This window comes from Methanoculleus sp. 10 (assembly GCF_913757945.1).
Lineage (GTDB): Archaea > Halobacteriota > Methanomicrobia > Methanomicrobiales > Methanoculleaceae > Methanoculleus.
The window spans coordinates 73,046-89,754 of record NZ_CAJYDP010000001.1; the positions used below are offsets into that span (position 1 = coordinate 73,046).

Annotated in this window: 19 protein-coding genes; 2 read left to right on the forward strand and 17 right to left on the reverse strand. The window is 61.9% G+C overall.

The features are described from left to right. Nucleotides 1-536: 536 nt before the first annotated feature. The 4 genes from argF to QZ408_RS00360 are packed head-to-tail and all read right to left on the reverse strand — an operon-like array spanning nt 537 to nt 3,787. Entirely contained in the window at nt 537-1,466 is a 930-nt protein-coding gene (gene argF, locus QZ408_RS00345; protein WP_292488706.1) for an ornithine carbamoyltransferase, read from the reverse strand. After that, complete coding sequence (gene purD, locus QZ408_RS00350) at nt 1,463-2,755, reverse strand: phosphoribosylamine--glycine ligase (protein ID WP_292488708.1); 1,293 nt, start codon at nt 2,753-2,755, stop codon at nt 1,463-1,465. The genes argF and purD overlap by 4 nt, the downstream gene beginning before the upstream one ends. Before the next feature lie 25 nt (nt 2,756-2,780). Then, nucleotides 2,781-3,293, reverse strand: coding sequence for an orotate phosphoribosyltransferase (pyrE, locus tag QZ408_RS00355; protein ID WP_292488710.1), 513 nt, complete (start codon nt 3,291-3,293; stop codon nt 2,781-2,783). Then, complete coding sequence (locus QZ408_RS00360) at nt 3,287-3,787, reverse strand: CDP-2,3-bis-(O-geranylgeranyl)-sn-glycerol synthase (RefSeq protein ID WP_292489222.1); 501 nt, start codon at nt 3,785-3,787, stop codon at nt 3,287-3,289. The genes pyrE and QZ408_RS00360 overlap by 7 nt, the downstream gene beginning before the upstream one ends. Nucleotides 3,788-3,928: 141 nt before the next feature. On the opposite strand from QZ408_RS00360, the gene tes reads away from it, so the two are divergent. Continuing rightward, the gene (tes, locus tag QZ408_RS00365; RefSeq protein WP_292488712.1) at nt 3,929-5,398 is read left to right on the forward strand and encodes a tetraether lipid synthase Tes; all 1,470 of its coding nucleotides are present in this window, start codon (nt 3,929-3,931) and stop codon (nt 5,396-5,398) included. A gap of 129 nt (nt 5,399-5,527) precedes the next feature. Here the strand turns inward: tes and QZ408_RS00370 are convergent, their stop codons facing one another. The 11 genes from QZ408_RS00370 to QZ408_RS00420 form a co-directional block, all read right to left on the reverse strand. Further along, nucleotides 5,528-6,466 carry an NAD(P)-binding domain-containing protein gene (locus tag QZ408_RS00370; RefSeq protein ID WP_292488714.1) on the reverse strand — a complete coding sequence of 313 codons (939 nt, stop codon included), beginning with the start codon at nt 6,464-6,466 and terminating at the stop codon, nt 5,528-5,530. A 170-nt stretch (nt 6,467-6,636) separates the two neighbouring features. Next, nucleotides 6,637-7,311: a roadblock/LC7 domain-containing protein gene (locus QZ408_RS00375; protein ID WP_292488716.1), complete on the reverse strand. Its 675-nt coding sequence runs from the start codon at nt 7,309-7,311 to the stop codon at nt 6,637-6,639. 1 nt (nt 7,312) lies between these two features. Continuing rightward, the gene (locus QZ408_RS00380) at nt 7,313-7,660 is read right to left on the reverse strand and encodes a roadblock/LC7 domain-containing protein (protein ID WP_292488718.1); all 348 of its coding nucleotides are present in this window, start codon (nt 7,658-7,660) and stop codon (nt 7,313-7,315) included. 13 nt (nt 7,661-7,673) lie between these two features. Continuing rightward, nucleotides 7,674-9,041 carry a Ni/Fe hydrogenase subunit alpha gene (locus tag QZ408_RS00385; protein ID WP_292488720.1) on the reverse strand — a complete coding sequence of 456 codons (1,368 nt, stop codon included), beginning with the start codon at nt 9,039-9,041 and terminating at the stop codon, nt 7,674-7,676. After that, nucleotides 9,038-9,955: a F420-nonreducing hydrogenase gene (locus tag QZ408_RS00390; protein WP_292488722.1), complete on the reverse strand. Its 918-nt coding sequence runs from the start codon at nt 9,953-9,955 to the stop codon at nt 9,038-9,040. The genes QZ408_RS00385 and QZ408_RS00390 overlap by 4 nt, the downstream gene beginning before the upstream one ends. A gap of 10 nt (nt 9,956-9,965) precedes the next feature. Continuing rightward, on the reverse strand, nt 9,966-10,529 hold the full coding sequence (locus QZ408_RS00395; protein WP_292488724.1) for a hydrocarbon binding protein (contains V4R domain): 564 nt from the start codon (nt 10,527-10,529) through the stop codon (nt 9,966-9,968). Further along, complete coding sequence (locus QZ408_RS00400; protein ID WP_292488726.1) at nt 10,529-10,771, reverse strand: 4Fe-4S binding protein; 243 nt, start codon at nt 10,769-10,771, stop codon at nt 10,529-10,531. The genes QZ408_RS00395 and QZ408_RS00400 overlap by 1 nt, the downstream gene beginning before the upstream one ends. Nucleotides 10,772-11,296: 525 nt before the next feature. Next, entirely contained in the window at nt 11,297-12,085 is a 789-nt protein-coding gene (minD, locus tag QZ408_RS00405; RefSeq protein ID WP_292488727.1) for a cell division ATPase MinD, read from the reverse strand. Between the two features lie 38 nt (nt 12,086-12,123). Then, the gene (locus QZ408_RS00410) at nt 12,124-12,648 is read right to left on the reverse strand and encodes a hypothetical protein (RefSeq protein WP_292488728.1); all 525 of its coding nucleotides are present in this window, start codon (nt 12,646-12,648) and stop codon (nt 12,124-12,126) included. Between the two features lie 22 nt (nt 12,649-12,670). Then, nucleotides 12,671-13,309: a hypothetical protein gene (locus tag QZ408_RS00415; protein WP_292488730.1), complete on the reverse strand. Its 639-nt coding sequence runs from the start codon at nt 13,307-13,309 to the stop codon at nt 12,671-12,673. 86 nt (nt 13,310-13,395) lie between these two features. After that, nucleotides 13,396-13,950, reverse strand: a complete 555-nt coding sequence (locus tag QZ408_RS00420) for a hydrogenase maturation protease (RefSeq protein ID WP_292488732.1) — start codon at nt 13,948-13,950, stop codon at nt 13,396-13,398. Between the two features lie 87 nt (nt 13,951-14,037). Here QZ408_RS00420 and QZ408_RS00425 point away from each other — a divergent pair, with 87 nt between their 5' ends. Further along, nucleotides 14,038-14,832 carry a RimK family alpha-L-glutamate ligase gene (locus QZ408_RS00425; protein ID WP_292488733.1) on the forward strand — a complete coding sequence of 265 codons (795 nt, stop codon included), beginning with the start codon at nt 14,038-14,040 and terminating at the stop codon, nt 14,830-14,832. A gap of 72 nt (nt 14,833-14,904) precedes the next feature. Here the strand turns inward: QZ408_RS00425 and QZ408_RS00430 are convergent, their stop codons facing one another. Continuing rightward, complete coding sequence (locus tag QZ408_RS00430; protein ID WP_292488735.1) at nt 14,905-15,189, reverse strand: UPF0058 family protein; 285 nt, start codon at nt 15,187-15,189, stop codon at nt 14,905-14,907. Between the two features lie 63 nt (nt 15,190-15,252). Next, nucleotides 15,253-16,494, reverse strand: coding sequence for a DNA primase DnaG (gene dnaG, locus QZ408_RS00435; protein WP_292488736.1), 1,242 nt, complete (start codon nt 16,492-16,494; stop codon nt 15,253-15,255). Nucleotides 16,495-16,709 lie beyond the last annotated feature (215 nt).

A 16,709-nucleotide genomic window follows, 5' to 3' on the forward strand; every position in this document is an offset into this window, starting at 1 on the left:
GGAGCCAGCCAGAATCCGGTTCTTCCCCGGAGCTCCCCGCGCAGTGGACCGTGGTGGCTATCGCAACCGGGGGAGGGACCGGGGAGGGCTCGTCCCTCCCCGGGCAAAATAATACCCGAAAGTTCCTCTCCGGCACCCCCACCCCGCCCGCGCCTCCGGCGCTCCTCCCCTTCCTGAGGGGGGGGGGCAGTGCCCGCGATATCCGGGGAAAGCCGTGCCCGCGATACACCTAAGATGGTAGACCGGATCCGTTGCCTCCCGGCCTGTCCCCGGACAGTGAACCGTGGGGATATCGCCATTGGGGAGGGCGGGGGACAGTCATGGCGATAGCCGGCGGGAAGCCGTGCCCGGGGTGCAACCTGCCGAAATGGGCGGGGGCATCAGGAGTGCGAACTCCGATTGGCACGCTCTACCCGTGAGACTACCGGGTCTTGAGTATCGCTACAGCCGTGATGAAAAGGGCACGATCGGGATAACCGGCAACCTCATGCTTTCATCGTCGCGGGAACTCAGAAAAAGATATTCTGCTCCTGCCGTCACTCCGTCGCAGGCATGCCGCCGGCGATCAGCCGCAGGAGCAGCGCCTTCTGCGCGTGGAGCCGGTTCTCGGCCTGGTCCCAGACGATGCTCTGCGGCCCTTCCAGCACCTCGTCGGTGATCTCCTCCCCGCGGTGGGCGGGGAGGCAGTGCATCACGAGCGCGTCGGGTGGTGCCCGGGCAAGAAGGCGGGAATTTATCGTGTAACCCTTGAGGGCCAGAAGGCGCTCGGTGCGCTCCTGCTCATCGCCCATGGAGACCCAGATGTCGGTGTAGAGGACGTCCGCATCCCGGACCGCCTCCTCCGGGTCCGTGACGATGCTGATCCTGCCTCCTCCCGCCCGCGCCTGGTCGACGACGGCAGCCCTGGGCTGGTAACGCGGGGGGCTCGCGACCACGATCTCCATCCCGGTCAGGGCCGAGGAGAGGATCCACGTGTTGCAGACGTTGTTGCCGTCCCCGACCCACGCTAACTTCAGGTCGCGCAGGTTGCCGAACCGCTCCTTGAGGGTCATGATATCGGCCAGCACCTGGCAGGGGTGCAGGCGGTCGGACAGCCCGTTGAGGACCGGGACCGTCGAGTAGCGGGCGAACTCCTCGATGGTGGCGTGATGGTAGGCGCGGATCATCACCGCATCGGTGTAGCGGGCAAGCACCCGTGCCGTATCCCTGATCTCTTCGCCCCGTCCAAGTTGCATATCCGTGGGGTTCAAGAAGAGTGCGTGGCCGCCGAGGTCGGTCATCCCGACCTCAAACGAGACCCGGGTGCGGGTGGACGCCTTCTCAAAGATCATCCCGAGGCTCTTCCCCTTCAGGAATTCGTGTGCAGTCCCTGCAGACTTCAGCCGCTTTAAGCGCATCGCGTCGGCGACGATGCTCTCAAGCTCATACCCGTCGATATCAATGATCGAGAGAAAATCCTTCTTCATGCAATCTCCTTCATGTGCCGGCACCGCCGTTCGAGGACCTCCCGGGTGCCGATATCCCTGCGGTGGAAAACGCGCCCGGTAACGGAAGATGCCGCCTTCTCGGCGATCGCCTCGGCCTCTCCGAGCGTCTCACCTCTCCCGACGAACGCGAGCGTCCGCGACGTCCGGGTATAGAGCGCCCCGTCCCGCTCCTCGACGTTCGCGTAGTAAAGGAGGGCGTCGCCGGAGTCGCCGAGGGTGAGAGGCTCGCGAGCCGCCGGGGCCTCCGGATAACCCTCGGGGACGAGATACTTGCAGACCGTCGCCTGGTTAGCAAACCGGACATGCGCCGGCGAGAGGTCTCCCTCGACGATATGGCGGACGATCCCGGAGAAATCAGACTCCAGGAGCGAGAGGACGTTCATCGCCTCAGGGTCACCAAAGCGGGCGTTGAACTCGATGACCCTGGGGCCTTCGCGGGTGTTCATGAACTGGCCGTAGAGAATCCCCCGGTACGGCGTCCCCTCGTCCCGCATGGCCGCGACCGTATCCTCCATGATCCGGAGCGCTTCTTCGTAGTCCGCACGGGTGACAAAGGGAAGCATGTGGTCAGGTAGGGAGTAGGAACCCATCCCGCCGGTGTTCGGCCCAACGTCACCTTCGTAGGCCCGTTTATGATCCTGGACGAGCGGCATGGGCACCAGGTGCTCGCCGTCGACGAACGCCTGAAGGGTAAACTCTTCCCCGAGGAGCCGCTCTTCCAGCACGACATCCCCCCCGATCTCCCGGACGTACTCGACTGCCCCCGCCACGTCGACATGTTCGCCCATGATCCGCACACCCTTCCCCCCGGTAAGCCCGATGGGCTTGACGGCAAGATCGCCGTCGTAGGCCTCGATGAACCGCCCGGCCTCCTCCGGATCGTGGAAGACCCGGTATTCCGGGCACCCTGCGATCCCGTGCCGCTCCATCAGCCGGCGGCAGAACGCCTTATCCGTCTCAATCCGGGCCGCAGCCCGGGTCGGGCCCACGCAGGGTATCCCCGCAGCCTCGAGGTGGTCGACGATGCCCGCCTCAAGGGGCGCCTCCGGCCCGATAACCGCAGCGTCAAGCCCGTTCTCGGTAGCGAATCTGACGATATCCGGGATGTTGGTCTCATCCGTAAGAAGCACCCGCTCCGCGAGCCGGGCAACTCCCGGGTTCTTTCGTGCCATGACAGAGAATAGTTTCACGTCGCTGTTGCAGGAAAGCGCCCTGGTGATCGCATGCTCCCTGCCACCACCACCTACAACGAGTACTTTCATATCCATCTATTTGCCCGCTCTTAAAAAATGTTTATCCGTCCAGCAGCTCGCTGACCCGCACAAGTGCAAAGAGAGATGCTCCTTTTTCTGCGAGCGCCTCATGGGCGCCCGCTTCCCGGTCAACGACGGTCACGACCCGGTCGACCTCTGCACCTGCGGCACGCAGGGCCGCGAGGCCGTAGAGCGCGCTTCCCCCGGACGTGGTCACGTCCTCGACGAGCAGAACGTTCCTGCCGTTCACGTCACCGACGATCGTCCCGGCTTTGCCATGGTCCTTCTCCTCTTTCCTGACGATCGCGTAGGGCCGGCCGCTTGCAAGCGAGACGGCGACGGCGATCGGGACGGCGCCGACCGCCACTCCGGCCACCATATCGAAGTCCCAGCCTTCGGCAATGGTCTTTCCGATCGCCGCAAGGATGGTGGGGTTCGTCGTTGCGGCCTTGATGTCGATGTAGTAAGAGCTCCGGGCCCCCGATGCGAGGACGAAATCCCCGAACTCGATAGCCCCGCTCTCCAGTAACAGTGTCGCGATTGGGTTCACCATGGTACCTCTTTAACTCCGATGTAGTAGCCGATAATGTTCACCGCACGGTGAAGGAGGGGTGTCATGACGACGATCCAGACTGCAATGGGTAAGGTAATATTCTCAAAGAGCCATTCCGGGTAAACCAGGAGGATGAGCAGGAATGAACCGATGACCAGATCGTATTGGTCGGCCAGGAACCAGGACTCGCCCCGCTCCTTACCCAGCCTCCGCTTCAGGAAGCTCTTGGCGAGATCGCCGAGGAGCGCGCCTGCCGCGAGCAGCGTAACGGAGAGGACGGTCTGGTGGGGAAGTGCGGTCAGGCCGAACGAGGCCCATGCCAGGATCTCGGCGAGACCGGCGAGCACTCCGGCGAGCACACCGCCGAAGAACCCCCGGTACGTCTTCCCATCGCCAAAGACCCGTCTCCCGTCGCTCCACGTCCTGCCAAAGTCGATGGGTGTTCCGCCGCCGAAGAGTGCCGCCGCTGAGTTCGGCACGTAGGCCGGGATCATGATCCACAGCGCCGCAAGCCCGGAGAAGATCCAGTAGCCGATGTCTGCATCAATCAGTGCCAATACTCAGTACAATCAGTAATTATAAAGATTAAAGTGTCGAAATATGAGATACGAATGAAAGATGGGCACGGTGAGAGAATGCTGATAAAAAAGACAAAAAGCCTCTGTCCGATGTGCGGCAGCGTGCTCGATGCCGAGATCGTCGAGGAAGAGGGGAAGGTCTGGCTGGTCCGTACCTGCCCTGTTCACGGCGCGTACAAGGCCCTCTACTGGTCTGACGCGGAGATGTACCGGAGGTTCGATGCTTACGAGCGCATTGGAAAAGGGGTATCGAACCCGCAGAAGACCGTTTCCCCGGCGGGGTGCCCGAACGACTGCGGCATCTGCCAGAACCACCGGTCAACGACGTTGCTTGCGAACATCGATCTGACGAACCGGTGTAACCTCAACTGCGACTTCTGCTTTGCGAACGCCCGGGCATGCGGCTACGTCTACGAACCGACCTTCGACCAGATCGTCGGGATGCTGCGTATGTTGCGCGAGGAAAAGCCGGTCCCGGTGCCTGCCGTCCAGTTCTCGGGCGGTGAACCGACGATGCGCGACGATCTCCCCGAACTCATCCGGAAGGCAAAGGAACTCGGGCTGTACCAGGTGCAGATCGCCACGAACGGCATCAGGATAGCGCAGGAACCCGGCTACATTGCAGAACTGAAGGAGGCAGGGCTCTCCACTGTTTACCTGCATTTCGACGGCGTAACCCGCAAGACCAACACAAAACTCGCGAGCGACCGACGGGCCATAGAGAACTGCGAGAAGATCGGTATGGGCGTGGTGCTGGTCCCCACGGTCATCAAGGGCAGGAACGACCACGAGGTGGGCGCCATCATCAGGTATGCCGCAGAGCACATCAAGACCATCAGGGGCGTCAACTTCCAGCCGGTGGCGTTCACCGGGGCCGCAAGCGAGGATGATGTCAGAAAAGAGCGGATCACCATCCCGGAACTTGCGGAGCGGATCGAGGAGCAGACGGACGGCGTGATCAGGAAGGAATACTTCTACCCGGTGCCCTGTGTCGTCCCGATATCCGAGCTCGTCGAGGCGTATACGGGCAAACCCCAGGTCACGTTCACCACGCACCAGCACTGCGGGGCAGCGACCTACGTCTTCGTCACCGATGAGGGGATGGTCCCGGTCAACAAGATGGTGGACGTCGACGCCTTCTTCGAGTCGGTCGAGAAGATGGGGGCGAAACTCGTGAAAGGCGGGTCGCTCAACAAGTACGTGACCCTCGTCGAGGGCGTCAAGGATCTCTACACTTCTACAAGGAAGGCGGAGCAGAAGAATACCGGGGAGTTCCTGAAACTGATCGGTAAGACCCTCGTCCTGCAGAACTTCGAGGCCCTGCGCGAGTTCCACTGGAACGCCCTCTTCATCGGGACGATGCACTTCATGGACAACTACAACTACGACCTCTCCCGGGTGCAGCGGTGCTGCATCCACTACGCGACCCCCGACGGCCGCCTGATCCCGTTCTGCACCTACAACAGCGGCCCCGTATACCGGGAGCAGGTCTGGAAAGCCTTCGCCCAGCCCTCACAGGACGAGTAACGGCCCATCACACCACCGGGGGAGGAGTTCACTGCCCCTTCCCCGGCCGCCCATTTTCATGATTGCGGCGATGCTCTCGACGGACGGCGCGATCGCCGGCGAACCGACCGTCCCTTGCCCCCGGGATCATCAGGGAAACGGCAGTTCATAACCATCCTCTCCCTCCATGACAAGGGCGGCGATGGCAAGGTCCTGTATGGCAAGTCCGGTGGAGTCAAAGATCGTGATGGCGCCGGGAGATGACCTCCCCTTCTTCCCGGTGACGACCTCCCCGAGGGTTCCCGCGATCATCCCGGCGTCGTAGAGGCCGGTGCTGATCGGGACGTTGATCTCGCCCGAGTGGACCGCCTGGCCGGGGTCGTCGACGAAGACCTCCGCCTTCGACAGGAGCAGCGGGTCCAGTTCCTGTTTGCCGGGAGCATCGGCGCCGATCGCGTTGATATGCGTCCCCTCCCGGACCCAGTCCGCCATAACGAGCGGCTTCCTTGACGGCGTCGTCGTGTTCAGCACGTCGCAGTCACAGGCGCGTTCGATGGGGGCACGTATCGCGTTATAATCTGTGTAGCGTGCTGCAAACGCCTCTGCACTCTTCTCCGTCCTGCTCCAGACCCGGATCTCCTCGATCGTGATCGTCGCCGCCGTCGCCTCGACGAGCGCCTCCGCCTGCCGTCCGGCACCCACGACACCGAGAGTGACGGGGCGCCGGGACGCAAGATGCTTCGCCGCTATGGCGCCCGCCGCCCCGGTACGCATCGCCGTGAGTTCGGTGGCGTTGACGATCGCTCTCGGCACGCCCGTCTCCACATCGATGACCTCCGTGAGCGCCATGACGGTAGGCAGGCCTCGTGCGCGGTTGTTCGGGTGGACGTTGACGACCTTCACCCCGGCAATTCCGAGCGCCGGGATGTATGCGGGCATCGTCCGGAAATCCCCGTTCTCAACGAGCGTCACGTAGACCTTCGGCGGCATCTGGACTCCCCCTCTGCCGTGCTCTGCAAAAGCCGCCTCGATCGCCGGGTTCACCCGGGTGTACGGCGGGTATCCGGAATGAACCGGGTAATACTTCATTGCGCGGTCACCTCACGACGGCAGGGCGATCGAACCGGGAGCCCGGGAAGGGCTACCGCCGGCTGTACTCCTGGTGCTGTCCGGAGTTGCATACGTCTCTCTCCGGCCCGCCGGGATATCAACCTGCGGGTGTGAAAGAAGCGGGAGGCGGAGCGGGGGATCCCCTCTCCTCAGCTGGACCTGTCCTGCATGCCCCGTATCGAGAGCCGGATCAGGCCGAGGTTGGCGTCAGGTTTCGCGAGTATGCAGAGGGAGAGGTCCCCGTGGGGTGCGATGATGAGTTTTCCTGCCGGGGTCTCGAGGACCACCTGGGTGAGGTCCCCCATATCCATGTCAGCGGTGATACGGGTGCCGGCGCGGAGCAGGTCTTCGGCGACCGCAGCCACCTGGTCGAAGTCCGCGGAGCCGAGCGACTGGAGGGCAAACCCCTCGTGGAAGACCGAGACGGCAATCACCCCCGGTTGACGCGCGATCCGATCAAGGCGATCCGTATCTCCCGAACCGGTCCGGGCAGCGGGCATTGCCCCGTCTCCGCTGACCAGGCACCCCGTCTCCCGGGAGGTTTCCCGGGCCGCCCCGGTCTCTTCGGCGGTGTAGGCGATGAGTTCGTAATCAAGCGACGGCCGATCAAGCAGATACCGGTAAGCTTCGTCTCCGCTGAGCAGGAGGTTTCTCTCGGTGTCCTCGAACGCGGCCGCGTAGGGGTTCCCGCTCTGGGTCAGGACAAACCCCGTGCCCCCGGGCCCTTCGATACGCACCGCTCCCGTGAAGCGGGGGCTGATGGAAGCAAGGGCCGAAAGGGGCCCCTGCAGCCGTCCAAGCGAGACGCCGTCGGGCAGCATCATCTCACAGGGCAGCGGTTATACGGTCCCTGTTCTTCTTCAGTTCGTATCGGATCCGCCCGACATTGACGTTCGCGTTCGCCACGATGGCGATCAACTCGTCCTCGGAGAGCGGGGAGAGGAGAATTGGCCCGTTCTCGAGCTCGACGAGCATCTGGTGCATCTCGCCCTTCCCGAGTTCGTTGCTCATCGCCTCAGACGTACCCATGCCTGTCGATGCCATGGCGCCGAGGGCTTCGACGTCCACATCGCCGGCAACAACGCTCTCGATCACAAAGCCGTCCCGTCCCGCCACGACCGCGGCGGTGACCCCGTCAAGTTTCAGGAATTCTCCGAGAATCTGTCTTAACATAACTCCAAACACCTCAGGCTCTTCTGACGCACTCAATTCGAAGGGGCATCCGCCCGATAGCGTGCGTTGCGCACGATATACAGGGGTCGTACGCCCTGATGATCATCTCGATGCGGTTTGCCGCACCTTGGGTCAACGCCCCGTTCTCCACTACCCGGCGTGCCATGTCTTCCACGCCCCGGTCGATCGCGTAGTTGTTCTGGCAGGTCGCGACGATCAGGTTGCACCGCTCGATGGTGCCGGCCTCGTCCACGGTATAGTCGTGGATCAGGGTTCCCCGGGGGGCCTCGATGATCCCGACGCCTCGCCGGTTCACGACCTTTCCTGCCGGGGTCCTGATGTCGGAGCCGGTGATCCCGGGATCCGAGAGCAGGTCTCTCGCCCGCTCGCAGGAGGCGATGAACTCGATGTAGCGGGCCAGGTGGTAGGCAAGTGCAGCCTGGGTAACGGTGCCGAACCGCTCGCGGTACTCCGCGAGGGCGGCGTCGGCATGCTCGGTCCCCATCCTCTCCACGATGTTGAGCCGGGCAAGCGGCCCGACGCGGTAGTAGTCCCCGCCCCTGAACCGGGCGAACTTCAGGTAGGACCAGTCCTCCGAGTACTCCTCGATGAAGTTCGCGTAGTCCGGGCCCGTGAACGAACCGACCCGGCCCCCATCAGGGCCAAGCATCGCAACGGGCCCGTCGCAGGTCGAGTGGAGCCCGTGGTTGGTCATACCGAGGAACCCGGTCCTGACGGCGCCGATCTCCGTATCGACACCGTCGAGGAGGGTGCGTGCGATATCCCATCCCTCACGGGCGATGACGAGTGCCTCGTCTGCCATAACGGCTAATTCGGCTCTCTTCCCCTCCGTGAGCGGCGCCGACATACCGCCGGGGAGAGCGTTTGCCGGGTGGATAGGTTTGCCGCCGACCGCTTCCGTCAGGCGCTGGCCGAACTTCCTGACCGTTATGGCCTTCTTCGCGAGTTCCGGCGAGTGACGGGCAAGCCCGATGACGTTCCTCTCCTCCGGCGGCGCGTCGTGGCCCAGGATGAAGTCGGGGGCCGCGAGCATGAAGAAGTGAAGGGCGTGGGAATGGACGAACTGACCGACGCTGAGGAGCTCCCGGAGGTTCTTCCCGGTCGCGGGCGGTTCGACACCGAAGATCTGGTCGGTCGCCTTCGCTGCGGCGAGGTGGTGTGCCGAAGGACATATGCCGCAGATCCGGGGGGTGATCCGGGGTGCCTCCTCGACCGCCGCCCCGACGAGGAACTTCTCAAACCCCCGGAGTTCAACGACCTGGAAATGGGCCGAGTCGACCTCTCCCCGGTCATTGAGATAGATCCTGACGCCGGCGTGACCCTCGATCCTCGTCACCGGGCTGATCGTGATCTCCTTCATCGGCTCCTCTCCTTCACGAGGTCGCGAATCTTTGACGTCTCCTTGTCTTCCATGATCAGGCTCCCGATGGTGAAGGCATACATCGTGTGGGCGACGTCGTAGAGTTCCTTCTCCACCTCTTTCTGCGGTTTATCGGTGAGATCCGAGATCCTCCGGACCATCATGCCGTAGATGTCCCGGCAGGGCTCGCGGAGGATATCAAGCGACGGGCCGTTGCACCCGTGGCATGGTATGTTGTTCTTCGGGCACGCCGCCCCACACCTGCCGAAGGTGACGCTCCCGAGGCAGAGGTAGCCCTGCCCGAGCAGACAGTGCTCGCGGTCGGGAACACCCTCGTGCCGCCGCGAGAGCGTCCAGTTCCCGACCGGCCCCATGGTCCTGTCGCACTCCGAACAGACGGATTTCCGTGAGAGTTCGAGGGTATTCCCGGAGACCATCGCCGGGATGATCTTCTTCAGGAACGCCTCCTTCGGCGGGCAGCCCGTGACATAGTAATCGACCTTCACGAGGTCGCCCACCGCGAACGCCCGGTAGAGGAACGGCGGCACGTCCGTCGGGATCACGCCGTCCGGCTTTGCCGTCTCCACCTCCCGGTAGACGCAGGAGAAGAGGTCCTGGTTCGAGTTCAGCATCGAGAGGCCCGATATCCCCCCGTAGCAGGCGCAGGTCCCGAGCGCGACAAGCGTCTTTGCCCGCTTCCGGATCTTCTCGAGGCGCTCCCGGTTCTCCTCGTTCCGGACGGCCCCCGTCACGAACGCTATGTCGATACCCTCAGGAGGCTCTTTCACATCCATGATCACCGGGGAGTAGACGATCTCCGCCTTCGCGACGACGTCGAGGAGCATCTCGTGGAGGTCGAGGACCGCAATCGTGCATCCCGAGCATCCTGCCAGTTCTTCAATGGCGATCTTCATCGTTTCAGCCTCATTTCAGGACCAGTTTCTTCAGGCAGGCGTTCGGGCCGGTGTGGACGATCTCCAGTTTGGCTTTCCGGCCGGTGATCTCCTCGACCGCCCCCACGACGTAGCCGAAGAGGGTCTGGCAGAGCGGGCCGCCCTGGTCGAGGCCGTTGCGCCGGAGCGTCTGGCGGACGATGCAGTCGTGAAAGACAAGGTAGATGAAGGTCTCGCCGTTCTCTTCGATGATGAACGTCTCCTTATCCTCGGGTTTCCAGACCTCGAATGAGTACTGGCCCCGGAGCAGGTCGGAGAGTTCATGAAGCGCTCCCTCGACGTCTTCGCGCTTCTGGAAGTACTTGGCGACCTCATGGCCGAACTTCTTCCCTGCCCGGTAGGTGACCGCGTTTGCCCCTCTGCCGGCGATCTCTTCAAGCGACCTGATGACCAGGCCGTTGAGCTTCATCACACCGTGGAGCGTCTGCTCCATCTCTTTTGGCCGCGGTGTGCAGTCAAGAGGAATATCCTCCGGCCGGTAGACGAGATCGGAGTGGAAGGCCTCGTGCAGTTCGTCGATGTAGCCCGCGCTCATCAGATCACCTTCCGAAGCATCTCGCAGACCTTGATGTCGACGTAATGCCTCCGGGCAGGGTAGATGCCGCGGTGCTCGAGTGCCTGGGCCGGGCAGATCTCGTGGCAGGACAGGCACCCCATGCAGTTATTCGGCCTGACCGGAACACTCACGTTGTCCTGGAGTTCGTATACGTGCATCGGGCAATCTTTGACGCAGAGACCGCATCCGACACACGCATCCTTGTCCACAAATATATCCATTATGAGCCTCTGTTTGTGGTTACCACCTCCTGCTATTAAAATATGATTGTATATAATCAGTTCGTTACATAAACTTCCCTTTGCGGCTAAAATCGTGGATTTTATGTATTTTCCACGAATCCCCCGGGGCCCGGGCGGCGGGAAACTCCCGGCTGCCAACTCCATCACGCCCGGGCATGGCTTTCTCTGGGGGAGCGGGGGGCGCGGTCCCCCTCCAGCCCCCATTCTCCCGGCGCGATAGCCGCCATGGTCCACTATCCGGGCATTGCCCGGAGAGCAGGCCGTTTTCATCCGTGCAGCGTGAGGCGTAGCAGGCTATTTCACGTGCACCATAATTTCTCGCGAGCGACGGCGATCCGCCCCTCGCGCCATCAAAATAGGGTGAAACGGTCCAGTATTAGACCGCTCCATCTGATATCCCCGCTCCTCTTCGCGAGAGCTAACCTGTAGCGAGCGGTAATCCGGCCGCTCGCGTTGAGCGCGGAGGAGCGATGCGCGATCTTTCGCGTTCAGACGGCTCCTGCATCACGCCTTTGACCGGAAGAGGGCGCGGGCAAGCCGGTCGACGAACCCTTCCCGCTGTGCCGGCGCCTCCTCCTCGACGTACTCGATACCGGCTACATCGGCGGAGATGCGCTTAAAGGCCCGGGACGCGTCGGAGTCCGGATACTTCACCACGATCGGCGACCTGCCGGCCGACGCACGCCGGACGTTGGGGTCTTCGGGTACGACCCCGAGCACCCGGACTCCGAGGAGTTTCTCCATCTGTGCGCGGTTGAACTCGTCCCCGCTGCCGGCAACCCTGTTGATGATCGCGCCTTCGACATGCCCGCCGACCGTCTCGGTCAGGATCTTCGTCTTTAAGGAGTCGACGATCGAGGAGATCTCGGGGTTCACGACGAGGATCACCCCGTCGGCGATCGTCAGCGGGATGACGCCGTCCCGGCTTATCCCTGCAGGAGCATCCAGGATCAGGATATCGAACTCGCTCACGAGGTCGGCCATGACGTCTTTTAGCCGGTCCGGTTTCGACTGCTGGAACCCCTGCAGGGAGAGTCCACACGGCACCACCTTCACGCCGAACGGCCCGTCATATATGGCTTCGCGGACGCGGGCTTTGCCTGCCAGCACCTCGTGCAGGGTCACCGGCAGGTTCTCAAGCCCGAGTATGAGTCCGAGATTCGCCATCCCGACATCGGCATCGAGGATGCATGTCTTCTTCCCGTACCGGGCCAGCATCGGCCCCAGGTTTGCTGTAACCGTCGTTTTGCCGGTACCACCTTTGCCGGATGCAATCGTGTATACTTTCACCATGGAATCACTCGTTATCGTATCTCCCGGGCACGCCGGCCTTACACCCAGCGCTGCAGGGCATCCCGGGTATCCTGTTTAAGTGCGTTCATCAGTTCAGCAGAGAGGTGCTCCGAAGGGCGGACGATGCCGACGACCGTCTCCCCGCGGTAGGGAATACCAAGGAGTTCTGCTCCGGTCTCATCCTGCAGTCTTCCCTGGGCGTAGAGGTGACTGTACCGGGCTGCCTCGTCTTCGCTGCCGGGCCTCGTCGAGCCGATCAGGAGGCCGTCCGCGGTTGCCAGCGTGAAGGATGCAAGGCTGTACTTCCTGCCGATTGCGCCCAGGTACTCTTCCAGGCTCCGCACCCCCCGGGGGTCGATATCGCCGGGCGGTCCTGCGGGCTCGACGGCGGCCGGCCGTGCATTGCTCGCCGGTCCCTCCTGAGTTCCGGTAGCGCCTTCTGGTCTCTGTCCGGCGAGGGCCCGGGAGATCCTCGAAAGAAAGTACAGAACGCCGGCAAAGCCGGCTATCGTCGCCACCGTTATGATGACGAGGAAGATCTGTATGGTGTCTGTCGAATCCATTCTGTTATCAGCTCCTGCCTGTTTAAGTATCTCCGTCCTGGATGAGGTGGTCGAGATGAATCTTTCTGAGCATGTCCTTGCAGTTTACCCTGAAACTGCTGACGAGTTGCTCAATGTCCATCTCCTCCATGTTCCGGATGAGCATCTCGATATCGTCACTCCCGGATGGAGGTGTTGCAGCCGCCTCCTGCACGGGTTTTGCGCCCGGCATAGGGATCTTTTGCCCCTCTCCTGCCGGTTCCGGGCGGCGCTTCGGCGCCGGTGCCGCAGTGGAGCCTATCGGTCCGGCGGGCGGTTTCGCCCCTCCCAGAGCGGCCTTCGCCGGTGAAGGCCTTTTCTCTTTACCGGTATCGGCGCTGGCGGTCGTAAACGGCCTGTTGAACTCCCGGGCGAGTTGTAGCTGCTCAGGCGTCAGGAGGTTCAGTTCTGCCGCCGCTTCGCTCTCTTCGCCCTTCAATACCGCGTCCAGTGCGTGTTGCCCTTTCATGCCCCCATATTCGGCAAGCACCACCAGACCTTCATTCAGCACCAGAACGGCGCTCTCTCCGCCAAGGACGATTGTACAGATCCCGGTAAACCGTGCGGACGCCATCTCCTCTATCAGGGCACGGGATGTTGTGGACTTGAGAAGGCGATGGAATCGGCCTCGTGGCAGCTGCATACGGACATCTTCAATACTGTTGTATGAGATAAATCTTGCTATTTATACCTTTGGAAACGAGCCTGATGTTCTCGCGCTCGTACACTTCATCGCCGCACCTGTGAGTTACCCCGCCCTGAAGAGGGGCTCCTGGATCCGCTCTCTTCATCCCCACAGGTGAAAGCGCCGTCAGATTCGCCGGCCCACTCCTGCAGGACCCTGAGGACCTCTTTTTCGGCAACCCGGACTCCTCCTTCGACCGCCGGGTCTATATCCTGACTGAACGCCCGGATATCGCCCACCTCGATCCCGATGGTCACAACCTCCGTGACGTACCCGAGCTCGTGGGCCATCGTCACCGCGTCGCCGATTCCGACATCATGGAGTGCGCATGCGGGAAGGTCCGGAGAGGGCGGCGTCTCAAAGACGACGACATCGCCGATATGGCTGCCGATGCCCGTCATCGCATCGACGATCACGACCTTCTCGTACCCTTCCATCAGGGGAATGAGGCCAAAACCCCCGGTACCGCCGTCGATTGCGTCGACACCCGGGTACCTCCCCTCGAAGCGCTGCATCACCAGGATTCCCGCCCCGTCGTTTCCCATGAGAGGGTTTCCGCACCCGATGATGCCGATCCGGTTCTTCTGCATCATCTCCATCCCCATTGATTATATCCGGCGAGGTACAAAAGGGTACTGAAAACCCCGGGAGTGAACCGCGAGTCCCGTGAGCGGGATGTGAAGCCTATGATCCATATCGTACCAAAACCGACTGATACGCCGGACGATAACTCGACCGGCGCTGTTATACGGGAGCTGGAGAGAGCCGATGCCCGGTGCAGGGTCCTCGATCTCGGCGTAATCGACCCTCTCAACTCCGGGCTTGAGAACGAACTCGTATGGGTCTGCGGGATCCGGCAGGACGGGCATCAGTTCGAGACCCTGAGCGTACTCTCGCTCCATAACCAGGTGATCAACACACCTGAGAGCATCGTCACCTGTGCATCGAAAGTGATGACGTCCGCGCTCCTCCTCAGGAACGGTATCCGGACACCGGAGACGGCATACATGCGCTCAGAGACGCAGGCGCGGGAGTTCCTCCTGCGGCACGGGAAGGTCGTCTATAAGCCGCTTTATGGGTTTGACGGCAACGGCATCCGGCTGGTGGAGAAGCCGGACGACCTCGGCCCGGGGCCCTGGTACCTGCAGGAGTACGTGCCAAACGACCGGGACTTCCGCGTCTTCGTCCTCGGCGGGGAGGCCGTCGGCGCCATAACCCGGGTATCCGAGGGCCTGATGCACAACATCCACCAGGGCGGGATCGGCACGGCGGTCCCGATCGATGAGGAGATGCGGGCCATAGCCGAGGCTTCGGCATCGGCGGTCGGGATCGACTACTGCGGCGTCGATCTCCTCCGTGACAGGGAGGGCTACACGGTTCTTGAGGTGAACGGGACGCCGAACTGGCACTGCATGGCGGCACCGATCCCGAAACTGCTGGCCGCGTACCTCATCGAGCGCAGGCGCGAGATGCGGGCCTGAGGAGAGGAGCGCCGGGGCCTCCTGCCCCGGCAGGATACCCTGTCCGCGGACGATGCGCGGATAGGGGAGTCTTCACTGGAGATATTCGATCTCTTTTAAGGTCTTCTCGGCAAGTTCCTTCATCCGGGCGGAGATCCTCCCCGACGATGAGAACTCCACATCCTTCATGGCGTTCGCAAGTTCCGTTCCGAGCACGAATATTGCATATTTATGTTCCATTTTGCTCTTGTGCACCTGAGAAGGATCTATCTTCAGTGCATAATACTGCGAAAACTTCAATTCCGGGTTCGTCAACTCAAAATAATCTTTAATCTCCGTAAGAATCCCATGTAAGGCTATTAACTCTTCCTTGTGCATATTCTCTCCCGGAGATAAAAATAGTGAATATAAACATATATAAATTTGCACCCCGGATGATCTTCACCCTATCTTTATAAGCCTGATGGAGAGGGGGCGCTTTATAATACCTTTAAAGTCGCGGGCAGCCACAAACTCGAGGTCTCTTCCCCCAATCTGGTCGAGGAGTTTCTGGTCGATGACGCGATCGACGACGAGCCCCTCAACATCGCCGTCGAGTGTCTGGAGCGCCCCCTCGACGTCGGCGGCGTTCGACTCCATGAGGACGGTATAGTCAGGGGAAAGGAACCGTGCGATCCTCCTGTCCCGGACGTCGGCCATGTGCTCGCCGAGGGTCGACGGGGGTTTCCGGCTCCCCTCCTTCCCGTCTCTCTGCTGCACCCCCGGCCGCTCGCCGCCGCCGGCCTCCCCCGCACCGGCGGAAGGTCGCGCTTCGGTGGGGCCAGGAGGTGCAGGCACCCGCTCCGCCGCCCCTTCGTCGGCGATGTGGTCGGTGACCACCTCCACGGGCACTTTGTTCCGGAGCGCCTTGACGATCTCCTTGCGGCTCATCTCCTCGACGCTCTTCCCCCGCGGGCTGTATGCCACGAAATCGATCTCGGCGACCTGGAGGAGCTCACGGAGGATCAGTTCCCCGCCCCGGTCCCCGTCGAGCAGGGTTGTTGCGGTCTTCTGCGAGCAGAGGTCGATGATGACGCGCGGGACGTTGGTCCCCTCGACCGCAACCGCGTTCTTGATGCCGTAGCGCAGGAGGTTGATGACGTCGGCCCGCCCTTCGACGAGGATGATGGCATCGGAGGCCATGACGTTCGGGCCCGCGTGCACCCTCTCCTCGCCGAGGTACTCGAGTTTCTCGATCCTGATGACTTCCCTGACCTCGTCGAGCAGGTCGTCGCTGTTGATGGTGCCTTCGTCGAAGTCCTCGAGAAGGAGTTCTTTTGCGCGCTCGACGATCCTGCGCCGCTTGGTCACCCGGATATCCTCGATGCGGTCGACCTTCACGCGGGCTGTGCATGGCCCGACCCGGTCGATCGTCTCAAGCGACGAGGCAAGGAGCGCCGTCTCTGCCCGGTCGAGCGACGACGAGATGAGGATCTCGCCTTTCGTCTCGCCTCTCTTCGTGGTTATCTGGACATCGATCCTGCCGACGCGGCCGGTCCTCTGCAAATCGCGTAAATCAAGGTCTTCGCCGAGCAGACCCTCGGTCTGGCCGAATATAGCGCCCACCACGTCGGGCTTATCGACCACCCCCTCGGTCTGCAGAGTAAGATGGATGAGGTACTTTGTAGTTTCTGGTGAATACATGGAGTCCTGCCTCCTTCTGTGTAAGTCTGATCGCCGTATGCCATGCGGGTCGTCATGTGCGCGGGCATAGGGGTCAATTATATATCGAAGGTGCAATTACTTAAATCAGATGGGGGCTTGAACGTAAGGTTTTTTTAAAATGGGAAACCCAAAATAGGGCTCTATATGGGCCTCATTTTAATTTACCGCTGATTATATATAGACTATTATAATAG

Bases quoted from the DNA above. Each gene is read 5' to 3' on its own strand.
- argF (WP_292488706.1), bottom strand. From the start codon at position 1,466: ATGAAGAAGGATTTTCTCTCGATCATTGATATCGACGGGTATGAGCTT.
- purD (WP_292488708.1), bottom strand. From the start codon at position 2,755: ATGGATATGAAAGTACTCGTTGTAGGTGGTGGTGGCAGGGAGCATGCG.
- pyrE (WP_292488710.1), bottom strand. From the start codon at position 3,293: ATGGTGAACCCAATCGCGACACTGTTACTGGAGAGCGGGGCTATCGAG.
- QZ408_RS00360 (WP_292489222.1), bottom strand. From the start codon at position 3,787: ATGATCCCGGCCTACGTGCCGAACTCAGCGGCGGCACTCTTCGGCGGC.
- tes (WP_292488712.1), top strand. From the start codon at position 3,929: ATGCTGATAAAAAAGACAAAAAGCCTCTGTCCGATGTGCGGCAGCGTG.
- QZ408_RS00370 (WP_292488714.1), bottom strand. From the start codon at position 6,466: ATGAAGTATTACCCGGTTCATTCCGGATACCCGCCGTACACCCGGGTG.
- QZ408_RS00375 (WP_292488716.1), bottom strand. From the start codon at position 7,311: ATGATGCTGCCCGACGGCGTCTCGCTTGGACGGCTGCAGGGGCCCCTT.
- QZ408_RS00380 (WP_292488718.1), bottom strand. From the start codon at position 7,660: ATGTTAAGACAGATTCTCGGAGAATTCCTGAAACTTGACGGGGTCACC.
- QZ408_RS00385 (WP_292488720.1), bottom strand. From the start codon at position 9,041: ATGAAGGAGATCACGATCAGCCCGGTGACGAGGATCGAGGGTCACGCC.
- QZ408_RS00390 (WP_292488722.1), bottom strand. From the start codon at position 9,955: ATGAAGATCGCCATTGAAGAACTGGCAGGATGCTCGGGATGCACGATT.
- QZ408_RS00395 (WP_292488724.1), bottom strand. From the start codon at position 10,529: ATGAGCGCGGGCTACATCGACGAACTGCACGAGGCCTTCCACTCCGAT.
- QZ408_RS00400 (WP_292488726.1), bottom strand. From the start codon at position 10,771: ATGGATATATTTGTGGACAAGGATGCGTGTGTCGGATGCGGTCTCTGC.
- minD (WP_292488727.1), bottom strand. From the start codon at position 12,085: ATGGTGAAAGTATACACGATTGCATCCGGCAAAGGTGGTACCGGCAAA.
- QZ408_RS00410 (WP_292488728.1), bottom strand. From the start codon at position 12,648: ATGGATTCGACAGACACCATACAGATCTTCCTCGTCATCATAACGGTG.
- QZ408_RS00415 (WP_292488730.1), bottom strand. From the start codon at position 13,309: ATGCAGCTGCCACGAGGCCGATTCCATCGCCTTCTCAAGTCCACAACA.
- QZ408_RS00420 (WP_292488732.1), bottom strand. From the start codon at position 13,950: ATGGAGATGATGCAGAAGAACCGGATCGGCATCATCGGGTGCGGAAAC.
- QZ408_RS00425 (WP_292488733.1), top strand. From the start codon at position 14,038: ATGATCCATATCGTACCAAAACCGACTGATACGCCGGACGATAACTCG.
- QZ408_RS00430 (WP_292488735.1), bottom strand. From the start codon at position 15,189: ATGCACAAGGAAGAGTTAATAGCCTTACATGGGATTCTTACGGAGATT.
- dnaG (WP_292488736.1), bottom strand. From the start codon at position 16,494: ATGTATTCACCAGAAACTACAAAGTACCTCATCCATCTTACTCTGCAG.